Origin of the sequence: Pelomonas sp. BJYL3 (assembly GCF_027257975.1) — a bacterium.
Lineage (GTDB): Bacteria > Pseudomonadota > Gammaproteobacteria > Burkholderiales > Burkholderiaceae_C > Roseateles_B > Roseateles_B flavus.
Genome location: NZ_JANZKX010000003.1, coordinates 732,530 through 745,171, shown reverse-complemented (window position 1 = coordinate 745,171; position 12,642 = coordinate 732,530). Strand labels below are relative to the sequence as shown.

The following is a 12,642-nucleotide window of genomic DNA, read 5'->3' as shown; positions in this document are numbered from 1 at the left end:
GTGGTCATCCCCGGTTGCGGCAGATGGCAGCGAGCCATTGCCAGACCAACTGAAGCGAAGAAGGAAATACCCATGCCACGTCGTCGCGAAGTACCCAAGCGCGAGATCCTGCCTGATCCCAAGTTCGGTAGCGTTGATCTGTCCAAGTTCATGAACGTCATCATGGAATCGGGCAAGAAGGCTGTCGCCGAGCGCATCATTTACGGCGCCCTCGAGCAAGTCGAGAAGAAGGCCGGCAAGGATCCGCTGGAAGTGTTCATGATCGCCTTGAACAACGTGAAGCCCATGGTCGAAGTGAAGTCCCGCCGTGTCGGCGGTGCGAACTACCAAGTTCCCGTGGAAGTTCGCCCCGTCCGCCGGATGGCTCTGGCCATGCGCTGGCTGAAGGAATCGGCCCGCAAGCGTGGCGAGAAGTCCATGGCTCAACGCCTGGCCAACGAACTGCTGGAGGCCTCGGAAGGCCGCGGCGGCGCCATGAAGAAGCGTGACGAAGTCCACCGTATGGCTGATGCCAACAAGGCGTTCTCGCACTTCCGCTTCTAAACACGACTTTTCTGGCCGCCTCGGGTTTCTACTGACCCGTTGGCGGCTCACTGCATCTGGAGCAAGATCATGGCCCGCAAGACCCCCATCGAGCGCTACCGCAATATCGGTATTTCGGCGCACATCGATGCCGGCAAGACCACGACGACCGAGCGCATCCTGTACTACACCGGTGTGAACCACAAGATCGGTGAAGTGCATGATGGCGCCGCCACCATGGACTGGATGGAGCAGGAGCAGGAGCGTGGCATCACGATCACCTCCGCTGCAACCACCTGCTTCTGGAAGGGCATGGACATGTCCTACCCGGAGCACCGCTTCAACATCATCGACACCCCGGGGCACGTGGACTTCACCATTGAGGTGGAGCGTTCCATGCGCGTGCTGGACGGTGCCTGCATGGTCTATTGCGCCGTGGGCGGCGTGCAGCCCCAGTCGGAAACCGTCTGGCGCCAGGCCAACAAGTACAAGGTGCCGCGTCTGGCCTTCGTGAACAAGATGGACCGTACCGGTGCCAACTTCTTCAAGGTCGTTGACCAGATGAAGACGCGCCTGAAGGCCAACCCTGTGCCCATCGTGATCCCCATCGGCGCTGAAGACAACTTCAAGGGCGTCGTGGACCTGCTGAAGATGAAGGCCATCATTTGGGACGAAGCTTCCCAAGGCATGAAGTTCAGCTACGAAGAGATCCCGGCTGATCTGGTCTCCGTTGCTCAAGAGTGGCGCGAGAAGATGGTCGAGGCTGCCGCCGAGGCCACCGAAGAGCTGATGAACAAGTACCTCGAGACGGGTGACCTGTCCGAGGAAGAGATCAAGCTCGCCCTGCGCACCCGCACGATTTCCACCGAAATCCAGCCGATGCTCTGCGGCACCGCCTTCAAGAACAAGGGCGTTCAGCGCATGCTGGATGCCGTGATCGACTTCCTGCCCTCTCCGGTGGACATCCCCCCGGTGAACGGCACCGACGAAGACGAGCAGCCGGCCACCCGCAAGGCCGACGACAGCGAAAAGTTCGCCGCTCTGGCCTTCAAGCTGATGACCGACCCGTACGTCGGTCAGCTGACCTTCGTTCGCGTGTACTCGGGCGTGCTGCAATCCGGCGCTACCGTGTACAACCCGATCCGTGGCAAGAAGGAGCGTATCGGCCGTATCCTGCAGATGCACGCCAACCAGCGTGAAGAAATCAAGGAAATTCTGGCCGGTGACATCGCTGCCTGCGTGGGTCTGAAGGACGTCACCACCGGCGAAACGCTGTGCGATCCGGAATCCGTGATCACCCTGGAAAAGATGGTCTTCCCTGAGCCCGTGATCTCGCAGGCCGTGGAACCCAAGACCAAGGCTGACCAGGAAAAGATGGGTCTGGCTCTGGGCCGTCTGGCTGCAGAAGATCCTTCCTTCCGTCTGCGTACCGACGAAGAGTCCGGTCAGACCATCATTTCCGGCATGGGTGAGCTCCACCTGGAAATCATTGTCGACCGCATGAAGCGCGAATTCGGCGTGGAAGCCAACGTGGGCAAGCCTCAAGTGGCCTACCGCGAAACCATCCGCAAGACCGCCACCGACGTCGAAGGCAAGTTCGTTCGCCAGTCGGGCGGTAAGGGCCAGTACGGTCACGTCGTGCTGACGGTCGAGCCGCAAGAAGCCGGCAAGGGCTTCGAGTTCGTCGACGCCATCAAGGGCGGCGTGGTGCCTCGCGAGTACATCCCGGCAGTCGAGAAGGGCATCATCGATTCCCTGCCGAATGGCGTGCTGGCGGGCTTCCCCGTCGTGGACGTGAAGGTCACCCTGACCTTCGGTTCGTACCACGATGTGGACTCGAACGAAAACGCGTTCAAGATGGCCGCTTCGATGGGCTTCAAGGAAGGCTGCCGTCGCGCCAGCCCCGTGATCCTCGAGCCGATGATGGCTGTGGAAGTCGAGACTCCGGAAGACTACGCCGGCAACGTGATGGGCGATCTGTCCAGCCGTCGCGGCATGGTCCAGGGCATGGACGACATGGTCGGCGGTGGCAAGGTCATCAAGGCCGAAGTCCCCCTGTCGGAAATGTTCGGCTACTCGACCACCCTGCGCTCGATGTCGCAAGGCCGCGCCACGTACACCATGGAGTTCAAGCACTACAGCGAAGCTCCGAAGAACGTGGCCGACGCGATCATTACCGCTCGCGCCAAGTAAAGACCACCCCCTACCGCCTGCGGCGGCCCCCTCAAGGGGGCGAGCCCGAGGGCCCGGCAGAGCCGGATCCGCGGGCTCCGTGCGGTGGACGGCCCTGCGGGCGTCCGTCGTGTGTGCTGGCGGTGCGGGTTTGAATCGTCTTCGTCGAGAGTCTCCTGCTTGCCAGCCGGCAGGGATCAAGGCCTCGGCGGAAACGCTAAACCAACAGACTGGATGAATGCTCTTTTTGGAGAATTGAAATGGCAAAAGGCAAGTTTGAACGTACCAAGCCGCACGTGAACGTGGGCACGATTGGTCACGTTGACCATGGCAAGACCACGCTGACGGCTGCTATCGCGACCGTGCTGTCGAAGAAGTTCGGCGGCGAGGCCAAGGCCTACGACCAGATTGACGCTGCGCCGGAAGAAAAGGCTCGTGGCATCACGATCAACACCGCGCACGTCGAGTACGAGACCGCCAACCGCCACTACGCTCACGTGGACTGCCCGGGCCACGCTGACTATGTGAAGAACATGATCACCGGTGCTGCCCAGATGGACGGCGCGATCCTGGTGTGCTCGGCCGCTGACGGCCCGATGCCCCAGACCCGCGAGCACATCCTGCTGGCACGTCAGGTCGGTGTGAAGTACATCATCGTCTTCCTGAACAAGTGCGACATGGTGGACGACGCCGAGCTGCTGGAGCTGGTGGAGATGGAAGTCCGCGAGCTGCTGAGCAAGTACGACTTCCCCGGCGACGACACCCCGATCGTGAAGGGTTCGGCCAAGCTGGCGCTGGAAGGCGACACGGGCGATCTGGGCGAGCAGGCCATCATGCGCCTGGCTGACGCTCTGGACAGCTACATCCCCCAGCCTGAGCGTGCCGTGGACGGCGCGTTCCTGCTGCCGGTGGAAGACGTGTTCTCGATCTCTGGCCGTGGCACCGTGGTGACCGGTCGCGTCGAGCGCGGCATCATCAAGGTTGGCGAGGAAATCGAAATCGTCGGCATCCGTGATCTGCAAAAGACCACCGTGACCGGCGTGGAAATGTTCCGCAAGCTGCTGGACCAAGGTCAGGCTGGCGACAACGTCGGTATCCTGCTGCGCGGCACCAAGCGTGAAGACGTCGAGCGTGGCCAAGTGCTGGCCAAGCCCGGCACGATCAAGCCGCACACCCACTTCACCGCTGAGATCTATGTTCTGAGCAAGGAAGAGGGCGGCCGTCACACCCCGTTCTTCAACAACTACCGTCCCCAGTTCTACTTCCGTACCACGGACGTGACCGGTGCCGTGGAGCTGCCGAAGGACAAGGAAATGGTCATGCCCGGCGACAACGTCGGCATCACCGTGAAGCTGATCGCTCCGATCGCCATGGAAGAAGGTCTGCGCTTCGCTATCCGCGAAGGTGGCCGTACCGTCGGCTCGGGCGTGGTTGCCACCATCATCGAGTAATTCCTGCGTGACTCTCGGGCGGCCCCCAGGGCCGCCTGTCATCACCATTTACGCGGCGTCACCGCCGCATGCTCTTTGAAGGAACAGTCATGCAAAAGCAAAAGATCCGCATCCGCCTGAAGGCCTTCGATTACAAGCTGATCGATCAGTCGGCTCTGGAAATCGTGGACACCGCCAAGCGTACCGGCGCCATCGTCAAGGGCCCCGTGCCCCTGCCGACCCGCCTGGAGCGTTTCGACATCCTGCGTTCGCCGCACGTCAACAAGACCTCGCGCGACCAGTTCGAAATCCGCACCCACCAGCGTCTGATGGACATCGTCGACCCGACCGACAAGACGGTTGACGCCCTGATGAAGCTGGACCTGCCGGCTGGCGTGGACGTGGAAATCAAGCTGCAGTAATGCGGCCTGGTGCGAGTGGTCCTTGAGGCCATTACGCGTCCCAAGCGTGAGAAGGGCAACCTCCAGGTTGCCCTTTTTTCTTGACCCTGATGTGACGCCGCTTGCGGCCCGCTCAGGGTTGACGCTATACTCGCAGACTTTTCCGCGCTGGTTTACGCCAGTGCGGCTTTAGTGCATCGCCTGGATGCGTGCCTCGGGGCGCCTTTACCGGCCCGAGGGATGAGTTCCAAGCGGTGTTTGGTCAGCCCGACCAATCGTTGTCGGGTGTTTGTAAATGGCTCTTGGAGCTGCGGGGCTTTGGCCTGGCGGCGAAAGGGGCTGGAGAAAAAACATGAGTCTTAGCAATCGTCTCGGATTGCTGGGCCGCAAGGTGGGCATGATGCGCATCTTCACGGACGATGGCGACGCCATTCCCGTGACCGTGCTGGACGTGTCCAACAACCGCGTGACCCAGGTCAAGACCGAAGAGACTGACGGCTACAGCGCCATTCAAGTGGCGTTCGGTGCACGCAAGGCCTCTCGCGTGACCAAGCCGGAAGCCGGCCACCTCGCCAAGGCGGGTGTGGAAGCCGGTGAAATCCTCAAGGAATTCCGCGTCGCAGCTGACGTCGCCGCCGAATACAAGGCTGGCGCTCAGGTGCCCGTGACCCTGTTTGCCGCCGGCCAGAAGGTCGACGTGCAAGGTACTTCGATTGGTAAGGGCTTTGCCGGCACCATCAAGCGCCACAACTTCGGTTCGCAGCGCGCTTCCCACGGTAACAGCCGTTCGCACAATGTCCCGGGCTCCATCTCGATGGCGCAGGATCCGGGTCGCGTGTTCCCGGGCAAGAAGATGTCCGGCCACATGGGCGACGAGACCGTGACCACCCAGAACCTCGACATCGTGCGCGTTGACGAAGCTCGTCAGCTGCTGCTGGTCAAGGGTGCCGTGCCGGGCGCCAAGAACGGCCATGTGGTCGTGCGTCCCGCTGTCAAGGTCAAGGTCAAGAAGGAGGCCAACTGATGCAGCTCGAGCTTCTGAACGAGCAGGGTCAGGCCACCTCCAAGGTGGACGCGCCTGACACCGTCTTCGCTCGCGAATACAACGAAGCCCTGGTGCACCAGGTGGTCGTGGCCTTCCAGGCCAATGCCCGCCAAGGCACCCGCGCTCAAAAGGACCGCGAACAGGTCAAGCACTCGACCAAGAAGCCTTTCCGCCAGAAGGGCACCGGCCGCGCTCGCGCCGGTATGACTTCCTCGCCGCTGTGGCGTGGGGGTGGTCGCATCTTCCCGAACCTGCCGGAAGAAAACTTCTCGCACAAGCTGAACAAGAAGATGTATCGCGCCGGCATGGCCGCCATCCTCTCTCAGCTGGCCCGCGAAGGCCGCCTGGCCGTGGTGGATTCGATCTCCGTCGAAGCCCCCAAGACCAAGCTGCTGGCTGCCAAGTTCAAGGCCATGGGTCTGGAATCCGTGATGCTGATCGCTGACCAGGTGGATGACAACCTGGCGCTGGCTTCGCGCAACCTGGCCAACGTGCTGGTTGTCGAGCCCCGTTACGCCGATCCCCTGTCGCTGGTCTTCTACAAGAAGGTGCTGGTGACCAAGGCCGCAATGGAGCAACTCAAGGAGATGCTGGCATGAGCGCCCCGAAGTTTGCAGAAGGCCGTCTGGCCCAGGTGCTGCTGGCTCCCATCGTGTCCGAAAAGGCCACCCTGGTTGCTGAGAAGCACAACCAAGTGTTGTTCAAGGTCCTGCGTGACGCCACCAAGCCCGAGATCAAGGCTGCCGTTGAACTGATGTTCAAGGTTGAAGTCGAATCCGTGAGCGTGGTGAACACCAAGGGCAAGGTCAAGCGCTTTGGCGGCCGTATCGGCCGTCGTGACCACGTCAAGAAGGCGTATGTGTCCCTGAAGGCTGGCCAAGAGCTCAACTTCTCCGGGGAGGCTGCGTAATGGCCGTCGTTAAAGTAAAGCCGACCTCGCCTGGCCGTCGTGGCGTGGTGAAGGTGGTGCACAAGCACCTGCACAAGGGCGCTCCCGAAGCGTCGCTGCTGGAGCCGCAAAAGCAAAAGTCTGGCCGTAACAACAACGGCCACATCACGATGCGCCACAAGGGCGGTGGTCACAAGCACCACTACCGCGTGGTGGACTTCCGTCGCAACAAGGACGCGATCCCTGCCAAGGTCGAGCGTATCGAGTACGACCCGAACCGTACGGCTCACATCGCTCTGGTGTGCTATGCCGACGGCGAGCGTCGCTACATCATCGCTCCGCGTGGCCTGGAAGTCGGTTCCACCATCCTGAGCGGTGCCGAGGCCCCGATCAAGGCTGGCAACACCCTGCCCATCCGCAACATCCCCGTGGGTTCGACGATCCACTGCGTGGAAATGCTGCCTGGCAAGGGTGCCCAGATGGTGCGTTCGGCAGGTGCTTCCGCCGTCCTGATGGCTCGCGATGGTGTCTACGCCCAGATCCGTCTGCGTTCGGGTGAAGTCCGCCGTGTCCACATCGACTGCCGCGCCACCATCGGTGAAGTGAGCAACGAAGAGCACAGCCTGCGTCAATACGGCAAGGCCGGCGCCATCCGCTGGAAGGGCATCCGCCCGACCGTCCGTGGTACCGCCATGAACCCGGTTGATCACCCGCACGGTGGTGGTGAAGGCCGTACCGGTGAAGGCCAGGCGCCTGTGTCGCCGTGGAACACCCTCACCAAGGGCTACCGCACTCGTAACAACAAGCGCACGCAGACGTTCATCGTTTCGCGTCGCAAGAAGTAAGGGGTAGACCAACATGGCTCGTTCCCTCAAGAAGGGTCCGTTCGTGGACCATCACCTGCTGGCCAAAGTCGACAAGGCTGTGGCCAACAAGGACAAGAAGCCCATCAAGACCTGGTCGCGCCGCTCGACGATCCTGCCCGAATTCATCGGTCTGACGATCGCGGTGCACAACGGCAAGCAGCACGTGCCGGTCTATGTGTCGGACCAGATGGTCGGTCACAAGCTGGGTGAGTTCGCGCTGACCCGCACCTTCAAGGGTCACCCTGGTGACAAGAAGGCCAAGAAATAAGGATTGAGACGATGGAAACCCGTGCAATCGTTCGCGGTGTCCGCCTGTCGGCCGACAAGGGCCGTCTGGTGGCGGACCTGATCCGCGGCAAGAAGGTGGACCAGGCGCTCAACATCCTGGAATTCACCCAGAAGAAGGCGGCACTCATCATCAAGAAGGCGCTGGAAAGTGCCATCGCCAACGCCGAGCACAATGACGGCGCTGACATTGATGAGCTGAAGGTCACCTCGATCTATGTGGAGCAAGGCACCACGCTGAAGCGCTTCTCGGCTCGCGCCAAGGGCCGCGGCAACCGCATCAGCAAGCCCACCTGCCACATCTTCGTGTCGGTCGGTAACTGAGGCCAAGAGGAAGACTATGGGACAGAAAATCCATCCGACCGGCTTCCGCCTGCCTGTCACCCGTAACTGGGCTTCGCGCTGGTACGCGAACAACCAGAACTTCGCCACGATGCTGGCTGAGGATCTGCAAGTTCGTGAGTACCTGAAGCAGCGCCTGAAGAATGCCGCCGTGTCGCGCATCCTGATCGAGCGTCCCGCGAAGAACGCCCGCATCACCATCTTCTCGGCTCGTCCGGGCGTGGTGATCGGCAAGAAGGGCGAGGACATCGAAAACCTGAAGGCCGAACTGACCAAGCGTCTGGGCGTGCCGGTGGCCGTGAACATCGAAGAAGTGCGCAAGCCCGAAATCGATGCTCAGCTGATCGCCGACTCGATCACCCAGCAGCTGGAAAAGCGCATCATGTTCCGTCGCGCCATGAAGCGTGCGATGCAGAACGCAATGCGTCTGGGCGCCCAGGGCATCAAGATCATGTCCGCCGGCCGTCTGAACGGCATCGAAATCGCTCGTACCGAGTGGTATCGCGAAGGCCGCGTGCCTCTGCATACCCTGAAGGCCGACATCGACTATGGCTTCTCCGAGGCCAAGACGACCTACGGCGTCATCGGTGTGAAGGTGTGGGTGTACCGCGGTGACCGCCTGGCCAATGGCGAGGCTCCCGTGATCAACACGCCCCCTGGCGCTGAAGATGATCGTCGTCCGCGTCGCAACGCCCGTCCGGGCGCTCCGGGTGGCCGTGGCCGTCCCGGCGCTGACAAGCCCGCCGACGGTGGCGACAAGCCCGGCGCTAAGCGCGTGGTCCGCAAGGCCCCCGCAGCTGGCGAGGCCAAAGGAGAATAAACATGCTGCAACCCGCTCGTCGCAAATTCCGCAAAGAGCAGAAGGGTCGTAACACTGGCGTGGCCACTCGCGGCGCCAATGTGTCGTTCGGTGACTTCGGCCTGAAGGCCACTGAGCGCGGCCGTCTGACGGCTCGCCAGATCGAAGCGGCTCGTCGTGCAATCTCGCGCCATATCAAGCGCGGTGGTCGTATCTTCATCCGCATCTTCCCGGACAAGCCCATCTCCCAGAAGCCCGCCGAAGTCCGTATGGGTAACGGTAAGGGCAATCCGGAGTACTACGTCGCTGAAATCCAGCCCGGCAAGGTGCTCTACGAGATCAACGGTGTGCCGGAAGCCCTGGCTCGCGAAGCGTTCACGCTGGCAGCTGCAAAGCTGCCCCTGCGTTGCACCTTCGTGGCGCGCCAGGTCGGCCTCTGATTGGAGAGATCACCATGAAAGCATCTGAACTGCGTGGCAAGGATGTCGCTGCCCTGGAAAAGGAAGTGACCGATCTGCTCAAGGCCCACTTCGGCCTGCGCATGCAAAAGGCCACCCAACAGCTGAGCAACACGACTCAGCTGGGCAAGATCCGTCGCGACATCGCTCGCGTCAAGACCGTGCTGGCCGAAAAGAAGAAGGGGGCCTGATATGACGCAAGCTCAAGAAAAGAACACCCGCACCCTGGTGGGTCGCGTGGTGAGCGACAAGCGCGCCAAGACCGTCACGGTCCTGGTTGAGCGTCGCACCAAGCACGAGCTCTACGGCAAGATCGTGGCCCGTTCCCGCAAGTACCACGCCCACGATGAAAAGGGCGAGTACAAGATGGGTGATGTGGTCGAGATCGCCGAAGGCCGTCCTCTGTCCAAGACCAAGAGCTGGGTCGTGACCCGCCTGGTCGAGAAGGCAGAAGCCGTCTAAGGCCTCTTTGGTCAAAGGCGCAGGATCCCTGGGGTCTTGCGCCGCAGACCCTGCAAACGGTCGGATCGCTGGTGATACTGGCGGCCGACCGTTTTTTACTTTCTGCCCGGCCGCGCATGCGCCGGGCTTTGCTTTTGAGGAGACTCTCATGCTGAAGATTGGCGACAAGCTGCCCAGTGCCACCGTGCAGGAATACGTGGAAGTGGAGGGCAATGGCTGCTCCATCGGCCCGAATGGCTTTGATGCTGCTGCGGCCGCTGCCGGCAAGACGATTGCCATCTTCGCCCTGCCTGGTGCCTTCACGCCGACCTGCTCGGCTCAGCATGCGCCCGGCTACATCCAGCAGGCGGACGCGCTCAAGGCTGCGGGCGCCGATGAGATCTGGTGTGTCTCCGTCAATGACGCCTTCGTCATGGGTGCCTGGGCTCGCGAGCTCGGCGCGGCTGGCAAAGTGCGCTTCATTGCTGATGGCAGCGCTGACTTCACGCGCGCCACCGGGCTGACCCTGGACCTGCAGGCGCGCGGCATGGGCCTGCGTTCGCAGCGCTACAGCATGCTCGTGGTCGACGGCGTCGTGAAGACGATCAATGTCGAAGCGCCCGGCAAGTTTGAAGTCAGCGGCGCAGACACCATGCTCGCGCAGCTCAAGGCCTGATCTTCCGCGGCAGCGCAAGGCTGTCATCACAGATCAAGACCGGGCGCCCTGCTGTTTAGAGGGGGTGTCCGAGTTTCAGTGCGGTGGGCGCTTGACATTGCTTCCACTTCACTGGCACAATCTAATGCTTCGCCGAACGTTGGGCGCATCATGCGGTGCGTCTCGGCCTCGGATCCGCCCTCAACCGCTGAAGGCGCTGGCTGATACACAAGCTGTGTCGGCGGGTGCTAAAGGCTTACGGGCCCAAGACTGACCGGTTTGGTCTGTTGCGATGGTCGCAGCAGGTCGAGGCGGGAAAAGTTGGGGACAGACATGATTCAAATGCAATCGCGACTGGATGTCGCGGACAACACTGGCGCCAAGTCCGTTCAGTGCATCAAGGTGCTTGGTGGTTCCAAGCGTCGGTATGCCGGCATTGGCGACATCATCAAGGTCAGCATCAAGGAAGCTGCTCCGCGAGGCCGCGTCAAGAAGGGCGAGGTCTACAGCGCTGTGGTCGTGCGCACCGCCAAGGGCGTGCGTCGCCAAGACGGTTCGCTGGTGAAGTTCGACGGCAATGCCGCCGTGCTGCTGAACGCCAAGCTGGAGCCGATCGGCACCCGTATCTTTGGCCCGGTCACGCGTGAACTGCGTACCGAGCGCTTCATGAAGATCGTGTCGCTGGCGCCCGAGGTGCTGTAAGCCTCGTCAAGTCAAAGGTACTGCCATGAACAAGATTCGTAAGGGCGACGAGGTCATCGTGCTGACCGGCCGCGACAAGGGCAAGCGGGGCGTTGTCGCTTCGCGTGTCGATGCTGACCACCTGATCGTGGACGGCGTGAACGTCGTGAAGAAGCACGCCAAGCCCAACCCCATGAAGGGCACCACCGGCGGCGTGGTCGACAAGACGATGCCGATCCATCAATCCAACGTGGCGATTTTCAACGCCGCCTCCGGCAAGGCCGATCGCGTGGGCATCAAGCTGCTCGACGACGGCAAGAAGGTGCGCGTCTACAAGTCGACCGGCGAAGAGATCAAGGCTTAAGAGGTTCGACATGGCTCGTTTGCAAGCGTTTTATCGCGAAAAAGTCGTCCCCGGCCTGACCGAGAAGTTCGGCTACAAGTCCGTGATGGAAGTGCCGCGCATCACCAAGATCACCCTGAACATGGGTGTCAGTGAAGCCGTGGCGGACAAGAAGGTCATGGACCACGCAGTGGGCGACCTGACCAAGATCGCCGGCCAGAAGCCCGTGGTCACCAAGTCCAAGAAGGCCATCGCCGGCTTCAAGATCCGCGACGGCGTGCCCATTGGTTGCATGGTCACTCTGCGTGGCGTCCAGATGTATGAATTCCTGGATCGCTTCGTGACCATCGCCCTGCCGCGCGTGCGTGACTTCCGTGGTATCTCCGGTCGTTCCTTCGACGGCCGCGGCAACTACAACATCGGCGTCAAGGAACAGATCATCTTCCCCGAAATCGAATACGACAAGGTGGATGCTCTGCGTGGTCTGAACATCAGCATCACGACGACTGCCAAGACGGACGACGAAGCGAAGGCCCTGCTGGCCGCGTTCAAGTTCCCGTTCAAGAACTGAGGTGATCCGTGGCAAAACTCTCGATCAAGCAACGTGAGCTGAAGCGCGAACAACTGGTCGCCAAGTTCTCGAAGAAGTATGCAGAACTGAAGGCCATCATCGACGACTCCAAGAAGTCCGATGAAGAGCGCTACGCCGCTCGCCTGGAGCTGCAGAAGCTGCCCCGCAACGCCAACCCCACTCGCCTGCGCAACCGCTGCGAGCTGACCGGTCGTCCCCGTGGCACCTTCCGCAAGTTCGGTCTGGCCCGTAACAAGATTCGTGAACTGGCTTTCAAGGGCGACATTCCTGGTGTCGTCAAGGCAAGCTGGTAATCGGCAGGTTTAGGAGATTTCGTATGAGCATGAGTGATCCTATCGCCGATATGCTGACTCGCATTCGCAACGCTCAAAGCGTTGAGAAGGCCAGCGTCGTGATGCCTTCCAGCAAGCTGAAGGTTGCGATCGCCAAGGTCCTCAAGGACGAGGGCTATATCGACGGTTTCGCGGTGCGTGGCGATGCAGCCCGTCCCGAACTCGAGATCGCGCTGAAGTATTACGCCGGGCGTCCGGTGATTGAGCGCATCGAACGCGTGAGCCGTCCCGGCCTGCGCATCTACAAGGGCCGCCACGACATCCCGCAGGTCATGAATGGCCTGGGTGTGGCGATCGTCACCACCCCCAAGGGTGTGATGACCGACCGCAAGGCACGTCAAGCCGGTATCGGCGGCGAAGTGCTCTGCTACGTCGCCTAAGCGCAAGGA

Annotated in this window: 20 protein-coding genes; all 20 read left to right on the top strand. The window is 61.4% G+C overall.

Going from position 1 to position 12,642, the window contains the following annotated elements; all coding sequences use genetic code 11:
- The first annotated feature begins 72 nt into the window (after positions 1-72).
- The 20 genes from rpsG (at position 73) to rpsH (ending at position 12,633) form a co-directional block, all read left to right on the top strand.
- Positions 73-543 carry a 30S ribosomal protein S7 gene (rpsG, locus tag O9Y01_RS13095; protein WP_183103985.1) on the top strand — a complete coding sequence of 157 codons (471 nt, stop codon included), beginning with the start codon at positions 73-75 and terminating at the stop codon, positions 541-543.
- Positions 544-612: 69 nt separating this feature from the next.
- Positions 613-2,715, top strand: coding sequence for an elongation factor G (fusA, locus tag O9Y01_RS13090; RefSeq protein WP_269632007.1), 2,103 nt, complete (start codon positions 613-615; stop codon positions 2,713-2,715).
- A 239-nt stretch (positions 2,716-2,954) separates the two neighbouring features.
- Positions 2,955-4,145 carry an elongation factor Tu gene (gene tuf, locus O9Y01_RS13085; RefSeq protein WP_183103973.1) on the top strand — a complete coding sequence of 397 codons (1,191 nt, stop codon included), beginning with the start codon at positions 2,955-2,957 and terminating at the stop codon, positions 4,143-4,145.
- Between the two features lie 89 nt (positions 4,146-4,234).
- Positions 4,235-4,546: a 30S ribosomal protein S10 gene (rpsJ, locus tag O9Y01_RS13080; RefSeq protein ID WP_130434746.1), complete on the top strand. Its 312-nt coding sequence runs from the start codon at positions 4,235-4,237 to the stop codon at positions 4,544-4,546.
- A 331-nt stretch (positions 4,547-4,877) separates the two neighbouring features.
- Positions 4,878-5,549 (top strand): 50S ribosomal protein L3, encoded by a 672-nt coding sequence (gene rplC / locus O9Y01_RS13075; protein ID WP_183103987.1) that lies wholly within the window; start codon positions 4,878-4,880, stop codon positions 5,547-5,549.
- Entirely contained in the window at positions 5,549-6,169 is a 621-nt protein-coding gene (gene rplD / locus O9Y01_RS13070) for a 50S ribosomal protein L4 (protein ID WP_183103988.1), read from the top strand. Before rplC ends, rplD begins: the two co-directional genes overlap by 1 nt.
- Positions 6,166-6,480 (top strand): 50S ribosomal protein L23, encoded by a 315-nt coding sequence (gene rplW / locus O9Y01_RS13065; RefSeq protein WP_269632006.1) that lies wholly within the window; start codon positions 6,166-6,168, stop codon positions 6,478-6,480. Before rplD ends, rplW begins: the two co-directional genes overlap by 4 nt.
- Positions 6,480-7,304 (top strand): 50S ribosomal protein L2, encoded by an 825-nt coding sequence (rplB, locus tag O9Y01_RS13060; protein WP_269632005.1) that lies wholly within the window; start codon positions 6,480-6,482, stop codon positions 7,302-7,304. The genes rplW and rplB overlap by 1 nt, the downstream gene beginning before the upstream one ends.
- Before the next feature lie 13 nt (positions 7,305-7,317).
- Positions 7,318-7,593, top strand: coding sequence for a 30S ribosomal protein S19 (gene rpsS / locus O9Y01_RS13055; protein ID WP_183103991.1), 276 nt, complete (start codon positions 7,318-7,320; stop codon positions 7,591-7,593).
- Positions 7,594-7,604: 11 nt separating this feature from the next.
- Positions 7,605-7,934 carry a 50S ribosomal protein L22 gene (gene rplV / locus O9Y01_RS13050; protein WP_183103992.1) on the top strand — a complete coding sequence of 110 codons (330 nt, stop codon included), beginning with the start codon at positions 7,605-7,607 and terminating at the stop codon, positions 7,932-7,934.
- Between the two features lie 16 nt (positions 7,935-7,950).
- The gene (rpsC, locus tag O9Y01_RS13045; RefSeq protein ID WP_183103993.1) at positions 7,951-8,772 is read left to right on the top strand and encodes a 30S ribosomal protein S3; all 822 of its coding nucleotides are present in this window, start codon (positions 7,951-7,953) and stop codon (positions 8,770-8,772) included.
- A gap of 2 nt (positions 8,773-8,774) precedes the next feature.
- Complete coding sequence (gene rplP / locus O9Y01_RS13040; protein ID WP_183103994.1) at positions 8,775-9,191, top strand: 50S ribosomal protein L16; 417 nt, start codon at positions 8,775-8,777, stop codon at positions 9,189-9,191.
- Between the two features lie 14 nt (positions 9,192-9,205).
- Positions 9,206-9,400, top strand: coding sequence for a 50S ribosomal protein L29 (gene rpmC, locus O9Y01_RS13035; protein ID WP_183103995.1), 195 nt, complete (start codon positions 9,206-9,208; stop codon positions 9,398-9,400).
- Between the two features lies 1 nt (position 9,401).
- A complete protein-coding gene (gene rpsQ / locus O9Y01_RS13030; RefSeq protein ID WP_183103996.1) occupies positions 9,402-9,671 on the top strand; it encodes a 30S ribosomal protein S17 in 270 nt (89 codons plus the stop codon).
- 148 nt (positions 9,672-9,819) lie between these two features.
- Positions 9,820-10,326, top strand: a complete 507-nt coding sequence (locus O9Y01_RS13025; protein WP_269632004.1) for a peroxiredoxin — start codon at positions 9,820-9,822, stop codon at positions 10,324-10,326.
- A gap of 312 nt (positions 10,327-10,638) precedes the next feature.
- Positions 10,639-11,007 (top strand): 50S ribosomal protein L14, encoded by a 369-nt coding sequence (gene rplN / locus O9Y01_RS13020; protein ID WP_183103998.1) that lies wholly within the window; start codon positions 10,639-10,641, stop codon positions 11,005-11,007.
- A 25-nt stretch (positions 11,008-11,032) separates the two neighbouring features.
- Positions 11,033-11,350: a 50S ribosomal protein L24 gene (rplX, locus tag O9Y01_RS13015; RefSeq protein WP_269632003.1), complete on the top strand. Its 318-nt coding sequence runs from the start codon at positions 11,033-11,035 to the stop codon at positions 11,348-11,350.
- A 10-nt stretch (positions 11,351-11,360) separates the two neighbouring features.
- On the top strand, positions 11,361-11,900 hold the full coding sequence (gene rplE, locus O9Y01_RS13010) for a 50S ribosomal protein L5 (RefSeq protein WP_133605052.1): 540 nt from the start codon (positions 11,361-11,363) through the stop codon (positions 11,898-11,900).
- 8 nt (positions 11,901-11,908) lie between these two features.
- Entirely contained in the window at positions 11,909-12,214 is a 306-nt protein-coding gene (rpsN, locus tag O9Y01_RS13005; protein WP_269632002.1) for a 30S ribosomal protein S14, read from the top strand.
- Positions 12,215-12,237: 23 nt separating this feature from the next.
- Complete coding sequence (rpsH, locus tag O9Y01_RS13000; protein ID WP_133605050.1) at positions 12,238-12,633, top strand: 30S ribosomal protein S8; 396 nt, start codon at positions 12,238-12,240, stop codon at positions 12,631-12,633.
- Positions 12,634-12,642: the final 9 nt, after the last annotated feature.